Genomic DNA, 17,966 nt, shown 5'->3' on the forward strand with positions numbered 1-17,966 from the left:
TGACGACGGCGCCGACCTTGAGCGAGGAGGCTTCCACGGCGCTCACCGCAGCCTGCTGGAGGCGAGGACGGACACCAGGTGCAGCACGGTCTGCAGCAGGGCGATCCCGGCGAGCACGGCGGTGCCGAGCCGGGTGAAGAACAGGTCGCCCCGGGCCGCGTCGGCCACGGCGAGGACGAGGATCAGCAGGGACGCCTCGACGGCGAGGATCAGCCGGTGGAACCTCAGCGCCGCGGCCGCCCGGCGGGCCAGCGCCATGCCGGAGGAGCGCGGCTCGGCGGCGGACTCCTTGACCGGCGGCAGCCCGCCCTGGTGGCGGGCGACGCCCACCAGGTCGGTCTCCGCCTTGATCAGGACCGCGCCGAGCGCGGCGAGGGTGCCCAGGAAGGCCCACAGCCAGTCGATCCGCCCGGGGCCGAACAGGTCGGCGGCGCGCAGGCCGAGGCCGACCAGGACGGCGGCGTCGGTCAGGTAGGCGCCGACCCGGTCCAGGTAGACCCCGGCGAGGGAGTACTGCTTCTTCCAGCGGGCGATCTCGCCGTCGACGCAGTCCAGCAGCAGGTAGAGCTGGACCGCGACCACGCCGAGCACGGCGCCCGCGACCCCGGGCACCAGCAGGGCCGGGGCCGCGAGCACGCCGCAGACGGTCATCAGGTACGTGAGCTGGTTGGGCGTGATCCGGGTGCCGACCAGGTAGCGGTCGACGCGCAGCGACACCTCCCGCATGTAGAGGCGTCCCGCCCAGTGCTCACCGCTGCGCCGGTCCTTCACCCCGGCGGGGTGGACGACCGGGCGGAGTTCAGCTACCGATGGCCTTGACATAGTCGGCGTAGGTGTCCTTGATCTGGTCGGTGGTCAGGTCGAGGTGTTCGAGGATCGTGTAGCGGCCGGGCCGGGTCTCCGGGGCGTACTTCACCACGCGGACGAACTCGTCCACCGTGAAGCCGATCTCCTTCGGCAGCACCGGCAGCCCGTGCCGGCGCAGCACCTCGGCCATGTGCGCCGACTGCTCGTGCGCGCCGCGCAGGTGCATCGCGAAGGCGGCGCCCAGGCCGCACTGCTCGCCGTGGCTGGCGGCCCGCTTGGGATACAGCAGGTCGAAGGCGTGGTTGATCTCGTGGCAGGAGCCCGAGGCGGGGCGCGAGTCACCCGAGATCGACATCGCGATCCCGGTGAGGACCAGCGCCTCGGCCAGCACCTGCAGGAAGTCGTTCTCCCCGATGCCGCCGGGGTGCCGCAGCACCGCCTCGCCGGCCTGGCGGGCCATCGCCGCGGCGAGACCGTCGATCTTCTCGCCGGTGACGCGGTTGGAGAGCTCCCAGTCGGCGATCGCGTTGATGTTGGAGATCGCGTCACCGATGCCGGAGCGCACGAAGCGCGCCGGGGCCTCGCGGACGACGTCCAGGTCGATGACGACGGCGATCGGGTTCGGCACGCCGTAGGAGCCGCGGCCGGCGTCGTTGTCGAGGGTGGCGACCGGCGAGCACAGGCCGTCGTGCGCGAGGTTGGTCGGCACGGCGACCAGCGGCAGGCCGACGCGGGCCGCGGCGAACTTGGCGCAGTCGATGATCTTGCCGCCGCCAAGGCCGACGACCGCGTCGTAGTGGCCGGCCTTCATCTCGCCGGCCAGCCGCACCGCGTCGTCGAGGGTGCCGCCGCCGACCTCGTACCAGGTGGCGCCGGGCATGCCGGGCGCGACGCGCTCGCGCAGCTTCGCGCCGGAGCCGTTGCTGACGGCGACGGCGAGCCGGCCGGAGTGCGAGATGCGCTCGTCGGCCAGCAGGCAGGCCAGGTCGTCGAGGGCACCCGGGCGGATGTCCACGACGAGCGGCGAGGGGATGAGCCTGGTCAGTACTGGCACGCGATCTCCCGTCCCCGGGCGAGGTCGTCGTGGTCGTCGATCTCGACCCACGCGACCTCGCCGATCGGTGCCGTGTCGATGCGGAAACCCCGGTTCACGAGCTCCTGATACCCGTGCTCGTAGAACTGCTGCGGGTCGCTCTCCCACACCGTCTTCAGCGCGTCGGCCAGGTCGGCGGCGGCGTCGCCCTCGATGAGGGTGACGCCGATGTACTCGCCGGTGGCCTCGGCCGGGTCCATCAGCTTGGTGATCTTCCGCACGCCGTGCTCGGGGTCGGCGACGACCTTCATCTCCTCGTCGGCGAGCCGCTTCACCGTGTCCAGGGCGAGGATGATCCGCCGGCCCTCGCCGCGGGCGGCCAGCAGGGTCCGCTCGACGGAGACCGGGTGCACGGTGTCGCCGTTGGCGAGGATCACGCCCTCCTTGAGGACGTCGCGGGCGCACCACAGGGAGTAGGCGTTGTTCCACTCCTCGGCCTTGTCGTTCTCCACGAAGGTGAGCTTCAGGCCGTACTTCTTCTCCAGCGCGGCCCTGCGCTCGTACACGGCCTCCTTGCGGTAGCCGACGACGATCGCGGCCTCGGTCAGGCCGATCTCGGCGAAGTTGCCGAGGGTGAGGTCCAGGACCGTCGGTTCGCCCTCTATGCCCGCGGGCCCCACCGGCACCAGCGCCTTGGGCAGGGTGTCGGTGTAGGGGCGCAGGCGCCGTCCGGCGCCGGCCGCCAGCACGAGGCCGATCATGCGGGTTCTCCTTCGTCGTGAACTGCGGGCGCCCCTGCGGACACCCAGAAGCGGATGCTCTCGGCGAGCACCACGAGCGCGACGGCCGCGGCGAGGACCGTGAGCGCGACCTTGAACTGCGCGGCGGTCAGCAGCGCGGCGAGCACCGTGACCAGCAGGGTGCGGCCCTCATGTCCCCCGATCGTCCGCACCAGCCGGCGCGGGGGAGCACCCGCGTTGCCGCGGATGCGGTAGACCGTGTCGTAGTGATGGTAGGCGACGGCGGCCACCAGCCCGAAGGCCGCCGGAAGGGCTCCGTTCACCCCGGAGTTCACCCCGGAGTGCACCCCGGATTTCGCCGCCAGTGCCAGGACGGTGCCGTACTCGGCGGCACGGAACAGCGGGGGGACGAGCCAGTCGAGGGCGCCCTTGAGGGGCCGGGCGACGGCGGCGGCGGACGTGAGGACGTACAGCACGGCGAGGACGACCGGGAGGGGGCTGCCGTAGGGCTCCAGGCCCGCGGCGGCGACCACCAGCGCGGCGCCCGGCAGGGCGAGCAGGAAGCGCGCGCCGAGCGGGCCCCGGGCGGGCAGCCGGCGCAGCAGCGGGGCCGCCGCCTCGGCCAGCGGCCCGCTGTCGGCCAGATCGGCCAGCGCCCGCGCGGCCCGATCAGTACGCGTCGCCTTGCGCGTCACCGAGCGCAGCACCCGGCCGGCCGTGGTGTACGTCGCGGCGAAGGCGCAACCGACGAGCAGGGCGTAGAAAGTGGTCCGGGGGGTCGTCGCCGCCGTCAGGACGGCGATCAGCGCCCACCGCTCGCCGATGGGCAGCACGATCATCCGCCGCGCCCACACCGTCCAGCCGACGCTGTCGAGCCGGTCGGAGAGGGCGGCGGTGGGGCTGGTGTTGGCCGTGGCGTCGTGGTTGGCCTCATTGAAGGAGAAGTCGACCACGTGCCGACAGGTCTGCAGGATCATCGCGCCCAGCGCGAGCGCCCACACGTCGTCGCCGCCGCGGGCCGCGCCGAGGGCGAGGCCCGCGTAGTAGGCGTACTCCTTGACCCGGTCGAAGGTGGCGTCCAGCCAGGCGCCGAGCGTGGAGTACTGCAGGGAGTAGCGGGCGAGCTGGCCGTCGGTGCAGTCCAGCACGAAGGAGGCGATGAGCAGGACACCCGCGGCCACGAAGCCGCCCCGGGTGCCGGTGGCCGCGCAGGCCGCCGCGATCAGGGCGGTGAGCAGGGAGGCGGTGGTGACCTGGTTCGGGGTCAGGCCGCGGCGGGCGCACCAGCGGGCGAGGTAGCGCGAGTACGGGCTGATGAAGAAGGTCGTGAAGAAGCCGTCGCGCGCCTTCACCGCGGACTTCAGGCGTATGGCCTCGTCGTCGACGGCGGCCACGGCCTGGCGGGCCTCGTTGCGGGCCTGCGGGTCGGTGGGGACGGTGGCGACCAGGCTGCCCAGCTCGGGCCGGTGCACCTCGGCGCCGTCGGCGACGAGCGCCGCGGTGACGCGGTCGGCGAGGCTGTCCACGGCGAGCGCGGTGCCGCCGCCCTCGGAGGTCTCGCGGGCCACGGCCCGGGTCAGGGCGCGACGGCCGGCCGGCTGGGCGGTGACGGCGCCGGGCACGGCGGCGAGCGGGAAGCGGGGGTCGGTCAGGCCGAGGCGCAGGGCGTGCAGGTGGCCGACGAAGCGGGCGTCGACGACGGCGACGCGCTCGTCGGCGGGGACCTGGGCGAGAAGCGTCTCGGCGTCGGCGGCCGCGTCGGCGGTCCGCACGTCGAAACCGAGCGCCCGCAGATCGTTCTCGATCGACGATCCGGGAACCGGCGGACCGGTGAGGATGGCGGTCGGCAACCGAATCTCACTCCCTGGGCGCCGACGCGTCCGCGCCGGCCGTGTGCTTCGTGGGGCGCCCCTGCCGGTGGCATCCGGGCGGCATGTCGGCAGAGGCTATCGGATGACCGGAAGCCGGTGTTCACCGGCCGTTCACGGCCCTGTCGACACACTCTGCCACGGCCTCGCCGCCGCGATCATCATGGGCGATGCGCCGTCGGCGCCACAAACTCCGCACCAGACCGGGCATTCGCGGCATAGCGGGTGCGGTACGGGGGGTGGGAGGCGGAGGGACCGTCCCTGCCCGGGCGGCGCCGGGCCGCGGTGACCGGCGCCGCCCGGGGTACGCGGCAGGAATCGGGCGAGGTGTGCGGGAGGTGCCGGGTGAGAGGGGCGGGAGGCACCGGACGAGATGCGCGGGAGGTGCCGGGTGAGAGGGGCGCGGGGCGCGGGACAAGGGCGCCGGCGGGCGGCTGCGGCCGCTGACCTGCGGCTGGTTTCCGCAGGTCACGGCAGATGACAACGGTGTTCACTGCCGCGTTGCCGGATACCCCCCGCCCGTAGTTGACTGTGAGCCTCGGCGGACCGCAGGAGGGCTTGGGACAGATGGGAGCCGGTCACGACCACGGGCACGGCGTCGGCGCCACCGGTACGGCGGGCGCCGCCCACCGCGGCAGACTGCGCGTGGCACTGCTGATCACGCTGACGGTGACGGTGGTCGAGGTCACCGGCGGCCTGGTCGCGGACTCCCTCGCCCTGATCGCGGACGCCGCGCACATGGCGACGGACGCCCTGGGCCTGGGCATGGCGCTGCTCGCCGTCCACGTCGCCGGCCGCCCGCCGAGCACGCGCCGCACCTTCGGCCTGGCCCGCGCCGAGATCCTGGCGGCGCTCGCCAACTGCCTGCTGCTGCTCGGCGTGGGCGGCTACGTGCTCTACGAGGCGGTGCAGCGGTTCGTGACGCCGGCCGCCACCCACGGCGGGCTGACCGTCGTCTTCGCCGCGGTGGGACTGGTGGCGAACTCGGTGTCGCTGGCCGTGCTGCTGCGGGGCCGCGACGAGAGCATCAACGTGCGCGGCGCGTTCCTGGAGGTGGCCGCGGACACGCTCGGCTCGCTGGCGGTGCTGGTGTCGGCGGCGGTGATCCTGGTGACCGGCTGGCGGGCCGCCGACCCGATCGCCTCCCTGCTCATCGCCGTGATGATCGTGCCGCGCACCTGGAAGCTGCTGCGCGAGACGCTGGACGTGCTGCTGGAGGCCGCCCCCAAGGACGTCGACATGGCGCAGGTGCGCGCGCACATCCTCGCCCTGGACGGCGTGGAGGACGTGCACGACCTGCACGCCTGGACCATCACCTCCGGGCTGCCGGTGCTGTCGGCGCACGTGGTGGTCCGCTCCGACGTCCTGGACACCGTCGGCAACGAGAAGCTGCTGCACGAGCTGCAGGACTGCCTGGGCGGCCATTTCGACGTCGAGCACTGCACTTTCCAGCTCGAGCCGGGCGGGCACGCCGAGCACGAGGCCCGCCTGTGCCACTGACCCCGCGCCGACCCCGGTGACGGGGGCGTGCCGGGACATGCGGACGGGGGCGAAGCGCCGGGTGCGCCGGGTGTGTGCGGCAGACTGGGGGCTCGAGGACCGATGTGAAGGACGGGTATGCCGATCACACCTACCACCGCGGCGCACGGCGCGCCGAACGGTACCGCGGACGCCATTTGGCTGGAACTGGTCGACGAGAACGGCGTGACGATCGGCACCGCGGAGAAGCTCGCGGCGCACCAGCCGCCGGGGCTGCTGCACCGGGCGTTCTCCGTGTTCCTCTTCGACGACCGCGGCCGGCTGCTGCTGCAGCAGCGGGCGCTGGGCAAGTACCACTCCCCCGGTGTCTGGTCCAACACCTGCTGCGGCCACCCCTACCCCGGCGAGTCCCCGTTCGCGGCCGCGGCCCGGCGCACCTACGAAGAACTGGGCGTCTCCCCGGCGCTGCTGGCGGAGGCGGGCACGGTCCGCTACAACCACCCGGACCCGCTGTCGGGCCTGGTCGAGCAGGAGTACAACCACCTCTTCGCCGGCCTGGTGCGCACCCCGGTGCACCCGGACCCGGAGGAGGTCGGCGCGACGGCCTTCGTGACCCCTCAGGAGCTGGCGGAGCGGCACGCGCGCGACCCGTTCTCGGCGTGGTTCCCGACCGTCCTGGACGCGGCCCGGCCGGCGATCCGCGAGCTGACGGGACCGGCCGCGGGCTGGTGACGACGCCCCCGGCGGCAGCCCTCGTGGCATCCCCGGCGGCGCCCTTGGCGGCATCCATGGCGGTGCCCTTGGCGGCGTCCCTGGCTGCGTCCCGGCAGGTCAGCGGGCGGGTTTGAGCGGCAGGACGGCCCAGACCGCCTTGCCGCCGTCGGCCGTACGGCGCACGTCGCACAGCCCGCCCGCCTCGCGGGCGATCTCCCGGACCAGGAGCAGTCCGCGGCCGCTGGTGCGCGCGTGGTCGGCCTCCAGGGCCGTGGGCCGGTAGGGGTGGCGGTCCTCCACCGCCACCCGCACCCGGTCGGCGCCGACGGCGACCTCGACGGCGAGGACCGGGGAGAGCACGGCGGCGTGCCGGACGGCGTTGGTGACCAGTTCGGAGACGATCAGCAGCAGCCCCTGCAGCAGGTCCTCGCCGACCGGTACGCCCTGGCGCTGCAGCAGGTCGCGCACCGCGCGCCGGGCCTGCGGCACCGAGGCGTCGACAGCGGGAGCGGTGAACCGCCAGACACCCTCGTACGGCAGCTGCGGGGGCGGGGGCGGGCCGCCGCCGGCGGGCACGTTCGCCCCGTCGCCGGGGCGGGGGCCGGACTCGCGCCCGTCGTCGTCCATCGCCCGACCCCCGCCCTCGCGCTCGATCGTCGCCACACGTCGAGTGTTGACAGGGCACCGACGCCTCCCGCCGACCTGCACACAAGTCGACGGGTATCGAACGCTTCCGACCGGTCACGTCCCATCCGGTCGCCCGCACGACCGCTTCTGCCGGTGACGTGCGGGTTCACGCACGGTTGCACCTTGTCCGGGCTTTACGGGCCCCCTGCTTCGGGCCTCACAAGCCTCCTGCTTCGGGCTTCGCAGGCTCACGGCCGGCCCGGCTGGTCTCCTCCCCGGTGCGCGCCGGGCGGGGACACGCCGGGCGCCCGGCCCGTGCCCGCTCCCCCTGTTCCCGTTTCCCCCGTGCCCGCTCCTCCTGTGCCCACCCCTCCTTTTCCTCCTTTGCCCGTCCCGCCGGGCAGGTGCCCCGGGCCGGCTCCCCTCTCCAGCCGGTCGGAGACCATGCCGACGATGCGCCGCCCGCCGTAGCCGGTCGCGATCAGACCGAGGCCGTCGAAGAGCAGGGCGAGGGAGATGAAGGCGCCGATGGTGTACTGGCTGCTGCTCGGCCAGTTGGCCAGCACCAGGATGCCGAGCAGCAGGTCGAAGGCGCCCAGGACCAGGGTCCAGCCGAACTGGGGGCCGCGCACGACCACGCTGCCGACGAGACGGAAGATCCCGGCCGTCAGGAACAGCAGGGCGGCGAACATGGTGAGCGCTTCGGCCGTCGCGTGGGGCTTGACGATGACCACGACGCCCGCCGCGATGTTCAGGGCGGCGACGATGGCGCCGAGCCAGAAGAAGTTCTGGTGGCGGGCCTGGACGGCGTGCAGCAGGCCGACCACGCCACCGATCAGCAGCAGCCAGCCGAACAGCAGCATCGAGGTCAGGGTGGCGACGCCGGTGTAGATCAGGCCGACGAGTCCGGCGAGCACCAGGACGACGCCGAGCCCGGCGAGCAAGCCGAATCCGCGGCGCAGCTTCGCCGTCTCGCCCCCCGGCTTGGTGGACGTGGCCATCAGCGCCTCCTCACGTCGTACGGCCCCCGCAGTCGCGGGTTCTCCGGTCTGCCGCTTCGGATCCCCCGCTCCGAGTCCCCCCGGCCCACCGGCCGTAACGCCCGGTACACGGGTGGACGGCACGCGGGTAAAACACGGACGGTACGCGGGTAAAACGGTGCGCGGGCGGGCGGCGGAGCAGGAGGGACGACGCGCGGACGGGGCGGCGAAGCGGGGTGGATAGCATCCGGGCATGGAGGAACCCCGGTTGCTGCACGACGTCACCGACTCGGTCGCCACGGTCGTCATCCGCCACCCGGCCAAGCGCAACGCGATGACGGCCGCGATGTGGCGGGCGCTGCCGCCGCTGCTGGAGGCGCTGGCGGCCGACCCGGGCGTCCGGGCGCTGGTGCTGACCGGCGCGGACGGCACGTTCTGCGCCGGCGCCGACATCTCCACCCTCACCGGCTCTCCCGAGGAGGCGCAGCGGCTGGCGGTGCGGGCGGAGGAGGCGCTGGCGGCGTTCCCCAAGCCGACGCTGGCGGCGGTGCACGGGCACTGCGTGGGCGGCGGCACCCAGCTCGCGGCCGCCTGCGACCTGCGGTTCGCCGAGGAGGGCGCGCTGTTCGGGGTGACGCCCGCGCGGCTCGGGATCGTCTATCCGGCCTCCGCGACCCGGCGGCTGGTGTCGCTGGTGGGGCCGGCCACCGCCAAGTACCTTCTGTTCTCGGGTGAGTTGATCGACGCGGAGCGGGCGCTGCGCACCGGCCTGGTGGACGAGGTGCTGCCGGCCGGGCAGCTCGGCAAGCGGGTGTCGGAGTTCACGGCGACGCTCACCGCCCGCTCGCTGCTGACCCAGGCGGCGGCCAAGGAGTTCGCCAACGGGCGTCCCGGCCGGGAGGAGCACTGGGCCGCGCAGGCCCGCGGCAGCGGGGAGGCCGCCGAGGGCGTGGCCGCGTTCCTCCAGCGGCGCGCGCCGCGGTTCACGTGGACACCTCCCGCCTCGGCATGAACCGGCCGCGCGGAGTGTGACCGGTCTCCCTCGTCCCCCCTCCTGACGAGGTACCGACCGGTCGGTACCCTGCGGGAGCATGACCACTGCCGCACTCGAGCCGCGCGCGGGCCGCCGCTGCCACAACGGGCTCAACACCCTGCACTCCGTCCACTACTTCGCGCCCGAACTGGGCCGGGAGCTCGGTGCCCTGGGGATCACCGACCCGCGGGCCGTGAACTTCGCGGTGCGGGCCGCCGCGCTGGGGCCGGTCGGCGCCGGGACGGTGGCCGCGACGTTCTACAACTACAAGTACGACCTGGTGGCCCGGCACGTCCCCGCGGTGTGGGAGACCGCCGGCTGCGCCGACGTCCTCGCGGCCCGCGTGCGGGCCGTCGACGCGGCGCTGCGGCGCCTGCTCGGCGACGAGGCGGTGGCCTGCGACGCCATGGCCGAGGCCGCCGGCCTCGCGTTGCGCGCCGCCGAGGCCTGCACCCGCGGCGCCCGCCCCCTCTACGCCGCGCACGCCGACCTGCCCGTGCCCGAGCAGCCGCACCTGGCGTACTGGCACGCGGCGACCCTGCTGCGCGAGCACCGCGGCGACGGCCATGTCGCCGTGCTGATGTCCGCCGGCCTGGACGGCCTGGAGGCCATGGTCACCCACACCGCCACCGGCCGGGGCATGGCGCCGAAGTGGGTGCTCACCACCCGCGGCTGGACCCGCGACGACTGGGACGCCGCGGTGGAGCGGCTCCGCTCCCGCGGGCTGCTGGACGGCGCCGGCGAGCTCACCGTGCGCGGCGCCGCGCTCCGCGAGGAGATCGAGGCGGAGACCGACCGCCTGGACCGCGCGCCCTACGAGCACCTGGGCGCGGACGGCGTGGCCCGTCTGACGGAACTGGCCTCCGGTTTCGCGCAGGCGGCGGTGGCGGCGGGGGCCTTCCCCCAGGACCTGCTGGGAAGGGGCTGAGCGGCGCGGGGCATGTCCCCCGGCTTCCCGAGGCACCCGTTCTTCTCCCGCCCGGATGAAGGAACCGGAAGAAGCCGGCAGAAGAACGGGTCCCGCCCGGGCGAGGGAACCGGGACGGGAGAAGAACGGGTGGGGAAGCGGCGAAGGAGGACGTTCGTGTTCCGTGCCCTCGCGGATGTGCTGCGGCGGATCGGCGGCGCCGTCGCCACCGTGGTGACCCTGCCGTTCCGGGCGCCGGCCCGGCTGTTCGGGGGTGCCTCGGCCTCCGCGCGCGGCGGCAGGGCCTGACGGGTGTCCCGCCTCGCGCGAGGTGGCGCCCCGATCCCCGGTGGTCGGTTCCGCCTGCCACAATTGCCCGCGCAACCTGAAGCGGAGAAGGCGGTACGGGATCGTGACGACACCCCTCGCAGGGTCCATCGAAGGCAGGATCGCCGAGGAACTCGGCGTTGAGGAGCGGCAGGTCAAGGCCGCCGTCGAGCTGCTCGACGGCGGTTCGACGGTGCCCTTCATCGCCCGCTACCGCAAGGAAGCGACCGGCATGCTCGACGACGCGCAGCTGCGCACGATCGAGGAGCGGCTGCGCTACCTGCGGGAGCTGGAGGAGCGGCGGAGCGCGATCCTGGAGTCGGTGCGCGAGCAGGGCAAGCTCACCGGGGAACTCGAGGCGCAGATCCTCGGCGCGCAGACCAAGGCGCGGCTGGAGGACATCTACCTCCCCTTCAAGCCCAAGCGGCGCACCAAGGCGCAGATCGCGCGCGAGGCCGGCCTGGAGCCGCTGGCCGACGGGCTGCTGAACGACCCGACGGTGGAACCGGCGGCCGCGGCCGCCGCGTTCGTGGACGCCGGCAAGGGCGTGGCCGACGTCCAGGCCGCGCTGGACGGCGCCCGCGCCATCCTCACCGAGCGGTTCTCGGAGGACGCCGACCTGATCGGCGAGCTGCGCGAGCGCATGTGGACGCGCGGGCGGCTGGTGGCGAAGGTACGCGAGGGCAAGGAGGAGACCGGCGCCAAGTTCGCCGACTACTTCGACTTCGCCGAGCCGTTCACCGAGCTGCCCTCGCACCGCGTCCTGGCGATGCTGCGCGGCGAGAAGGAGGAGGTCCTCGCCCTCGAACTGGAGCCGGAGGAGCCGACGGACGGCCCGTCGTCGTACGAGAGCGTCGTCGCCCGGCGGTTCGGGATCGCCGACCGGGGGCGGCCCGCCGACAAGTGGCTGCTGGACACCGTGCGGTGGGCCTGGCGCACCCGGATCCTGGTGCACCTCGGCATCGACATCCGCACGCGGCTGCGCACGGCCGCGGAGGACGACGCGGTGGCCGTGTTCGCGGCGAACCTGCGCGACCTGCTGCTCGCCGCCCCGGCCGGCTCCCGCCCGACCATCGGCCTGGACCCGGGCTACCGCACGGGCGTGAAGGTGGCCGTCGTCGACGGCACCGGCAAGGTCGTCGCCACGGACGTGATCCACCCGCACGTCCCGGCCAACCGCTGGGAGGAGGCCATCGCCAAGCTCGCCCGGCTGGCCGAGCGGCACGCCGTCGAGCTCATCGCCATCGGCAACGGCACCGCCTCCCGCGAGACCGACAAACTGGCCGGTGAACTCATCGCCCGGCACCCCGAGTTGAAGCTCACCAAGGTCGTGGTGTCCGAGGCGGGCGCGTCGGTGTACTCGGCGTCGGCCTACGCCTCCCAGGAGCTGCCGGAGCTGGACGTGTCGCTGCGCGGCGCCGTCTCCATCGCGCGGCGGCTGCAGGACCCGCTGGCCGAGCTGGTGAAGATCGACCCGAAGTCGATCGGCGTCGGCCAGTACCAGCACGACGTGTCCGAGGTGAAGCTGTCGCGCTCCCTCGACGCGGTCGTCGAGGACTGCGTCAACGGCGTCGGGGTCGACGTCAACACCGCCTCCGTGCCGCTGCTGGCGCGCGTGTCCGGCATCACCGCCGGCCTCGCCGAGAACATCGTGGCCCACCGCGACGCCAACGGGCCGTTCCGGTCGCGGGCGGAGCTGAAGAAGGTGCCGCGGCTGGGCCCCAAGGCGTACGAGCAGTGCGCGGGCTTCCTGCGCATCCGCGGCGGCGACGACCCGCTGGACGCCTCCGCCGTGCACCCCGAGGCCTACCCGGTCGTCCGGCGCATCGTGAAGGCGACCGGGCAGGAGGTGGCCGCGCTCATCGGCAACACCTCGGTGCTGCGCTCGCTCAGGCCGCAGGGGTTCGTCGACGACACCTTCGGCCTGCCCACCGTCACCGACATCCTGCGCGAGCTGGAGAAACCCGGGCGCGACCCGCGGCCCGCGTTCCGCACGGCCGCCTTCAAGGAGGGCGTGGAGGAGATCTCCGACCTGACGCCGGGCATGGTGCTGGAGGGCGTCGTGACGAACGTGGCCGCGTTCGGGGCGTTCGTCGACGTCGGGGTGCACCAGGACGGGCTCGTGCACGTGTCCGCGATGTCGCGGTCGTTCGTGAAGGACCCGCGGGAGGTGGTCAAGCCCGGCGACATCGTCAAGGTGAAGGTCCTCGACGTCGACATCCCGCGCAAGCGGATCTCGCTGACGCTGCGGCTGGACGACGAGGCCAAGCCGGCCCGGGAGCGGGGCGCCTCCCGGGAGCGGGGCGGCGGGCGCCCGCCCCAGCAGCGGCGGCAGCGGCCGCAGCAGCAGGCCGCGCCCGCCAACAGCGCGATGGCCGACGCGCTGCGCCGGGCCGGGCTGGTGGACCCCGGACGGCGGTGAGCGGCGGCCGGTCTCCCGCGGCCGGCGCCGGCCGCGGGAGACGCGGAGGCGGGCGTTCCGGGCATTCCAGGCATGGAGGCGGATGTTCCGGGCGCGGAAGCGGACGTTCCGGGCACGGAGTGAACGCCTCCGCCGTGTGACCTCCGTATCCGCGGTGTGGCGTGTTCCGCTACCGTCGCCGCATGGCGCAGGGAGCGGACCGCGACGTCATCGTGGTGGGTGGCGGGATCATCGGCCTGACCACGGCCGTCGAACTGGCCGAGAGCGGCCGCCGGGTGCGGGTGTGGGCACGGGAGCCGGCCCGGCGGACCACCTCGGCGGTGGCCGGCGGCCTGTGGTGGCCGTACCGGATCGCGCCCGCGGCGCAGGCCGGCGTGTGGGCGCTGGAGTCGCTCGCCGTGTACCGGGAGCTGGCGGCGCGGCCGGCGGAGACGGGCGTGCGCCTGGTCGAGGGCGTCCACGTCGGTGCGCGCCGGGCCGAGCTGGGGCCGTGGGCGGCGCGGGTGCCGGGGCTGCGCGCCGCACGGGGCGAGGAGTGCCCCGGCGGTACGGGGCTGTGGGCGCGGCTGCCGCTGGTCGACCTGTCGGTTCACCTGCCGTGGCTGACGGACCGGCTGCTGCGGGCCGGCGGCACGCTGGAGCAGCGCGCGGTGACCGACCTGGCCGTCGTGCCGGCGGACGTCGTCGTCAACTGCACCGGTCTCGGCGCCCGCGAGCTGGTGCCGGACCCGGCGGTGCGGCCGGTGCGCGGACAGCTCGTCGTCGTGGAGAACCCGGGTATCACCACGTGGCTGACGTGCGTGGACCACTCCTCGGACACCTCCACCTACTTCTTCCCGCAGCCCTACGGCCTGGTCCTCGGCGGCACGGCGGAGGAGGACGCCTGGTCGCTCGTGCCCGATCCGGCCGTCGCCGAGCGGATCGTGGCCCGGTGCGCGGGGTTCCGGCCGGAGATCGCCGGGGCCCGGGTGCTGGCGCACCGGGTGGGGCTGCGGCCGGCCCGGCCGGCGGTGCGGCTGGAGCGCGAGGCGCTGCCGGGCGGGCGGGTGCTGGTGCACAACTACGGGCACGGCGGCGCCGGGGTCACCGTGGCGTGGGGCTGCGCGCGGCGGGCGGCCGGGCTGGCGGGCCCGGCCGCCTGAGACGCCGCCCGGGCGGTCAGCCCAGGGGCGGCCGGCCGGCGCTCCCGCCGGGGATGCGCAGGGAGCCGCCCGGTGCCGCCCGGACGGCGTCCAGGGAGCCGGCGTCCGGGGAGCCGGCGTGCGCCGTGCCCGGTGCCGCGGGTGCCGTACCGGCCGTGGCGCGGGCGAAGGCGGCCGCACCGCCGACCAGCGGGACGCGGGCCGAGGTGCGGGACAGGTCGAGGGTGAGGGTCGGGGTGGTGGAGGGCGGGTCGATGAGGTCCTTGTCGGTGCCCGCGACGATCAGGGCGAGGCGGTGGCCCCTGGGCACGACGTGGTCGGTGGCGGCGAGGTCCAGGGTGATGGTGTAGGCGCGGCCCGGGGTGAGCGGGACGCCCCGGCCCGGGTCGGCGTGGGTGCCGAGGTCGGCCCAGCCGCGGCTGACGACGGTGAAGCCGACGTCGGCGGTCTTCGCCTCCGTCTCCTGGAAGCAGGCGCTGTCGCCGGCGGTGCTCGCGCCCCAGCAGGTGCGGTTCGTGAGCGTGGTGATGCCCTCGGCGGCGTCGGCGTAGTCGCGGACGGTGTCCGGGCCGAGGTCCACCAGGACGGCGGACAGGTGGGCCGTGGTGGTGGTCGGGGTCGCGGTGACGGTGACCCGGGAGGAGCCCGCCAGGTGCAGGGCGCGGCGGAGCGGGCGGGTGGTGAACCCGGCCTTGGCGGGTGTCGGCCGGTCGATCTGCGCGGCCCAGTCGGTCTCGCTCAGCCGCGGGTCGTCGGTGAAGGTCTCGGTGCCGCGGCCCCGGCGCAGGCCGAGGGTGCCGACGCCGGCCCGGTTTCCGGCCGACGGGCGCAGGGTGGCGGCGGCGGTGCCGCGCGGCGGCCAGAGGGCCGAGGTCGTCCACTGGTCGGGGTGGCGTTCGACGTCGGCCATGGGCTCGCGGTCGATGCCGTTGTCGTAGCCGAGGAGTTCGTGGTCGAACCAGCGGTGCAGGGTGTCCACCCAGGTGGCGCGGCGGTAGTCGAAGGGGTCGACGTGGCCGGTCTGGGAGAGCCAGATCTTGCGCCGGACGCCGTTTCGCGCGAGGGCGTCCCACCACTGCCCGAGGTGCTTGGTGCGGACGTTGAGGTCCTGCATGCCGTGGACGAGGAAGACGCTGGCGCGGACCCTGTCCGCGTTCCTGACGTAGTCGCGCGCGGTCCACAGCGCGGTCCAGTCGCCGCTGCGCGGGGCGCCGTCGACGAGCCTTTTCTGCACGGCGGCGCAGTGGGCGCGGGCGTCGGCGCTCTCGACGTAGTCGGACAGCCAGTCGGGGCCGGAGTCGTACAGCGGGGCGCCCTGGGCGAAGTAGTAGTCGTACCAGGAGGAGATGGCGCTGATCGGGACGATGGTCTTCAGCCCCTTGACGCCGGTGGCGGCGACGCCGTTGGCGATGGTGCCGTCCCAGCTCTTGCCGATCATGCCGGTGGTGCCGTTGGTCCAGGTCGCCCTGGCGGGGGTGGAGCCGGTGCGGGTGGTGTAGGCGCGGGCGCGGCCGTTGAGCCAGTCGATCACGGCCTTGGCGGAGGCGATGTCGAGGGGGCCGCCGACGTCGACGCAGCCGTCGGAGCGGTTGGTGCCGGCCAGGTCGACGCCGACGAAGGCGTAGCCGCGGGGGACGAAGTAGTTGTCGTAGAACAGCGGCATCTGCACGACGTGACCGTCGGCGTCGTAGGTCTTCTTCTGGCTCTCGTTGCCGCGTCCGCAGCAGGAGTAGTACGGGCTGGCGTCCATGATGACCGGGACCTTCCGGCCCCGGGCGGCGGGTTCGCGGGGGCGGACGATGTCGGCGGCGACGCGGTCGGTGCGTCCGTCGCCGTCGCCGTCGAGTCCGGTGTCCACCCAGACGGACTCGCGGACGGCGTGCGCGTAGGAGTAGACGGGCCGGCTCTCGCGCGGGCCGGGGCGGTCCGCCGGGCCGGCGTGGGCCGCCGCGGGGGTGAGGAGGGCGGCCGTCAGGGCGGCGACGGCCGCGGCCGCGAGCGGTCCGCGCGGCCTGCGGGTCGTGAAGCGCGTGGGTGTCGGCATGCGCGGACGGTACATCGGTCAACTCGCGTGCAGAAGAGGACGCCTGACGGTGTGTCGTGCGGGCCGGGCGGGTGGGTCGCGCAAGCCGGTACGGAGGTGCGGGACGGGCGGGTTCATGACGGCCGGATGGCGATCGTGTGACTGTGGCGGTCATGGACACGACCGGAACGGCGGGGACTCAATAGGCTCCGAACGAACCTCGTGCCCCTACGACTTGGAGTTCTCGTGCACCGCAGACTCATCGCGCCGGGTGCGCTCGCCGCCGTCCTGCTGCTGGCGATCCCGGCATCGGCGGCAACCCCCTCCCCCGGCGCGCCGGGCATCGGCGACCCCTACTACCCGTCCTACGGCAACGGCGGTTACGACGTCTCCCACTACGACCTGAGGCTGACCTACCGGCCCGCCACCGACGAACTGCAGGGCACGGCCACCCTCCTGGCGCGCACCACGCAGGACCTGTCGCGCTTCGATTTGGACTTTCTGCTCGACGTGAGCGAGGTGCGGGTCAACGGCGTCAAGGCCGACTTCACCACCTCCGGCGAGCACGAGCTGGTGGTCACCCCCAAAACACCGCTGGCCAAGGGCACGGCGGTGACGGTCGTCGTCCGCTACAGCGGGGTGCCGTCGGCGAAGAGCGCGTACGGCTTCACGACCTGGCACCGCACGTCCGACGGCGCGGTCGCCGCGGACGAGCCCGAGGCCGCCTGGTGGTGGTTCCCCAGCAACGACCATCCCAGCGACAAGGCGACCTACGACGTGTCGGTGGCCGTGCCCGACGGCACCCAGGTCATCTCCAACGGCACGCTGCAGTCGACGAGTTCACGGCTGGGCTGGACACGGTGGAACTGGCGCGAGACCAAGCCGCAGGCGACCTACCTCGCCACGCTCGCCGTGGGGAAGTTCGACATCACCACCCACACCTCCGAGGGCGGCGTCCCCGTCGTCAACGCCTACAGCCGCGGCCTCGGCGACAACGACGGCGCGGCGCGGGCGAGCGTGGAACGCACCGGGGAGCTCGTCGACTGGCTCAGCGGCTACTTCGGGCCGTATCCGTTCGACTCGGCCGGCGGCTACGTCCCCGACACCACCACCGGGTACGCGCTGGAGACGCAGACCCGCGTGTACTACAGCCCCAAGCAGTTCGCGAACGGCTCCAACACCTCCGTCGTGGTGCACGAGCTGGCCCACCAGTGGTACGGCGACAGCGTGTCCCTGAAGGGCTGGAAGGACATCTGGCTCAACGAGGGCTTCGCGCGCTACGCGCAGTGGCTGTGGTCGGAGCACGAGGGCGAGGGCACCACGCGGGAACTCGCCGACTACGTCTACGCCTCCCACCCGGCCGGCGACCCCTTCTGGACGGTGAAGCCCGGCGACCCGGGCCCCGACCACCAGTTCGACGCCGCCGTCTACGACCGGGGCGCGCTCGCCGTCCAGGCCCTGCGCGAGGCCGTCGGCGACGACGCCTTCTTCCGCATCCTGAAGGGCTGGCCCCAGGAGCACGCCTACGGCAACGCCTCCGTCGCCGACTTCCAGAAGTACGCCGAGCAGGTCTCCGGCAAGCCCCTCGCCGCCCTCTTCGACACCTGGCTGTTCCAGCCGTCCAGGCCGAGCGCGCCCGCGGCGCGCGCCGCGTCCCTCACCACGGCGCCGGCCGCACCCGCCCGGCCGAGGTCGTGGAAGAAGATCGAGGCGACGAACGGCGTGCACGGCACACACGGCACACACGACGCGCACGGCACACACGACGCGCACGGCACACACGACGCGCACGGCACACACGACGCGCACGGCACGCACGCGGACTGACGCCCGCGCCGGGGGCAGGGGCCCTAAGCCTCCTGCC

At 74.1% G+C, this 17,966-nt stretch carries 15 protein-coding genes; 8 read left to right on the plus strand and 7 right to left on the minus strand.

The window, feature by feature from the left end; genetic code table 11:
• Positions 1-42 precede the first annotated feature (42 nt).
• Genes IE225_RS25360 through IE225_RS25375 form a run of 4 tightly spaced genes read right to left on the minus strand, consistent with a single transcriptional unit; the run spans position 43 to position 4,430 of the window.
• Entirely contained in the window at positions 43-822 is a 780-nt protein-coding gene (locus tag IE225_RS25360) for a CDP-alcohol phosphatidyltransferase family protein (RefSeq protein WP_190059928.1), read from the minus strand.
• Positions 800-1,861, minus strand: a complete 1,062-nt coding sequence (locus tag IE225_RS25365; RefSeq protein ID WP_190059929.1) for an iron-containing alcohol dehydrogenase family protein — start codon at positions 1,859-1,861, stop codon at positions 800-802. The genes IE225_RS25360 and IE225_RS25365 overlap by 23 nt, the downstream gene beginning before the upstream one ends.
• Positions 1,849-2,601 (minus strand): phosphocholine cytidylyltransferase family protein, encoded by a 753-nt coding sequence (locus IE225_RS25370; protein ID WP_190059930.1) that lies wholly within the window; start codon positions 2,599-2,601, stop codon positions 1,849-1,851. The genes IE225_RS25365 and IE225_RS25370 overlap by 13 nt, the downstream gene beginning before the upstream one ends.
• The gene (locus IE225_RS25375) at positions 2,598-4,430 is read right to left on the minus strand and encodes a DUF5941 domain-containing protein (RefSeq protein WP_190059931.1); all 1,833 of its coding nucleotides are present in this window, start codon (positions 4,428-4,430) and stop codon (positions 2,598-2,600) included. Before IE225_RS25375 ends, IE225_RS25370 begins: the two co-directional genes overlap by 4 nt.
• Positions 4,431-5,015: 585 nt before the next feature.
• Between IE225_RS25375 and IE225_RS25380 the strand changes: the two genes are divergently transcribed.
• Positions 5,016-5,948, plus strand: coding sequence for a cation diffusion facilitator family transporter (locus tag IE225_RS25380; RefSeq protein ID WP_190059932.1), 933 nt, complete (start codon positions 5,016-5,018; stop codon positions 5,946-5,948).
• 117 nt (positions 5,949-6,065) lie between these two features.
• Positions 6,066-6,659, plus strand: coding sequence for an isopentenyl-diphosphate Delta-isomerase (gene idi / locus IE225_RS25385; RefSeq protein ID WP_190059933.1), 594 nt, complete (start codon positions 6,066-6,068; stop codon positions 6,657-6,659).
• 99 nt (positions 6,660-6,758) lie between these two features.
• Here idi and IE225_RS25390 read toward each other — a convergent pair whose 3' ends face one another.
• Complete coding sequence (locus IE225_RS25390) at positions 6,759-7,268, minus strand: ATP-binding protein (protein ID WP_190060003.1); 510 nt, start codon at positions 7,266-7,268, stop codon at positions 6,759-6,761.
• 248 nt (positions 7,269-7,516) lie between these two features.
• On the minus strand, positions 7,517-8,269 hold the full coding sequence (locus IE225_RS25395; RefSeq protein WP_190059934.1) for an HdeD family acid-resistance protein: 753 nt from the start codon (positions 8,267-8,269) through the stop codon (positions 7,517-7,519).
• Positions 8,270-8,501: 232 nt separating this feature from the next.
• Between IE225_RS25395 and IE225_RS25400 the strand changes: the two genes are divergently transcribed.
• The 5 genes from IE225_RS25400 (at position 8,502) to IE225_RS25415 (ending at position 14,079) form a co-directional block, all read left to right on the plus strand.
• Positions 8,502-9,260, plus strand: coding sequence for an enoyl-CoA hydratase/isomerase family protein (locus IE225_RS25400; protein WP_190059935.1), 759 nt, complete (start codon positions 8,502-8,504; stop codon positions 9,258-9,260).
• A 79-nt stretch (positions 9,261-9,339) separates the two neighbouring features.
• On the plus strand, positions 9,340-10,209 hold the full coding sequence (locus IE225_RS25405) for an SCO6745 family protein (protein WP_190059936.1): 870 nt from the start codon (positions 9,340-9,342) through the stop codon (positions 10,207-10,209).
• 156 nt (positions 10,210-10,365) lie between these two features.
• Complete coding sequence (locus tag IE225_RS33815) at positions 10,366-10,497, plus strand: LPFR motif small protein (RefSeq protein ID WP_268250018.1); 132 nt, start codon at positions 10,366-10,368, stop codon at positions 10,495-10,497.
• A gap of 103 nt (positions 10,498-10,600) precedes the next feature.
• Positions 10,601-12,937, plus strand: a complete 2,337-nt coding sequence (locus IE225_RS25410) for a Tex family protein (protein ID WP_190059937.1) — start codon at positions 10,601-10,603, stop codon at positions 12,935-12,937.
• Positions 12,938-13,119: 182 nt separating this feature from the next.
• A complete protein-coding gene (locus tag IE225_RS25415) occupies positions 13,120-14,079 on the plus strand; it encodes an NAD(P)/FAD-dependent oxidoreductase (RefSeq protein ID WP_190059938.1) in 960 nt (319 codons plus the stop codon).
• Positions 14,080-14,095: 16 nt separating this feature from the next.
• Here the strand turns inward: IE225_RS25415 and IE225_RS25420 are convergent, their stop codons facing one another.
• Positions 14,096-16,123: a Xaa-Pro dipeptidyl-peptidase gene (locus tag IE225_RS25420; RefSeq protein WP_190059939.1), complete on the minus strand. Its 2,028-nt coding sequence runs from the start codon at positions 16,121-16,123 to the stop codon at positions 14,096-14,098.
• Positions 16,124-16,348: 225 nt separating this feature from the next.
• Here IE225_RS25420 and IE225_RS25425 point away from each other — a divergent pair, with 225 nt between their 5' ends.
• Positions 16,349-17,929, plus strand: a complete 1,581-nt coding sequence (locus IE225_RS25425) for a M1 family metallopeptidase (RefSeq protein ID WP_190059940.1) — start codon at positions 16,349-16,351, stop codon at positions 17,927-17,929.
• The last annotated feature ends 37 nt before the right edge of the window (positions 17,930-17,966 follow it).

It is taken from the genome of Streptomyces echinoruber, assembly GCF_014651135.1.
Lineage (GTDB): Bacteria > Actinomycetota > Actinomycetes > Streptomycetales > Streptomycetaceae > Streptomyces > Streptomyces echinoruber.

What these genes read in the sequence shown, in the direction of transcription:
- IE225_RS25395 (WP_190059934.1), bottom strand. Translation starts at nt 8,269, where the DNA reads ATGGCCACGTCCACCAAGCCGGGGGGCGAGACGGCGAAGCTGCGCCGC.
- IE225_RS25360 (WP_190059928.1), bottom strand. Translation starts at nt 822, where the DNA reads ATGTCAAGGCCATCGGTAGCTGAACTCCGCCCGGTCGTCCACCCCGCC.
- IE225_RS25400 (WP_190059935.1), top strand. Translation starts at nt 8,502, where the DNA reads ATGGAGGAACCCCGGTTGCTGCACGACGTCACCGACTCGGTCGCCACG.
- IE225_RS25415 (WP_190059938.1), top strand. Translation starts at nt 13,120, where the DNA reads ATGGCGCAGGGAGCGGACCGCGACGTCATCGTGGTGGGTGGCGGGATC.
- IE225_RS25405 (WP_190059936.1), top strand. Translation starts at nt 9,340, where the DNA reads ATGACCACTGCCGCACTCGAGCCGCGCGCGGGCCGCCGCTGCCACAAC.
- IE225_RS25370 (WP_190059930.1), bottom strand. Translation starts at nt 2,601, where the DNA reads ATGATCGGCCTCGTGCTGGCGGCCGGCGCCGGACGGCGCCTGCGCCCC.
- IE225_RS25390 (WP_190060003.1), bottom strand. Translation starts at nt 7,268, where the DNA reads ATGGACGACGACGGGCGCGAGTCCGGCCCCCGCCCCGGCGACGGGGCG.
- IE225_RS25380 (WP_190059932.1), top strand. Translation starts at nt 5,016, where the DNA reads ATGGGAGCCGGTCACGACCACGGGCACGGCGTCGGCGCCACCGGTACG.
- IE225_RS25420 (WP_190059939.1), bottom strand. Translation starts at nt 16,123, where the DNA reads ATGCCGACACCCACGCGCTTCACGACCCGCAGGCCGCGCGGACCGCTC.
- idi (WP_190059933.1), top strand. Translation starts at nt 6,066, where the DNA reads ATGCCGATCACACCTACCACCGCGGCGCACGGCGCGCCGAACGGTACC.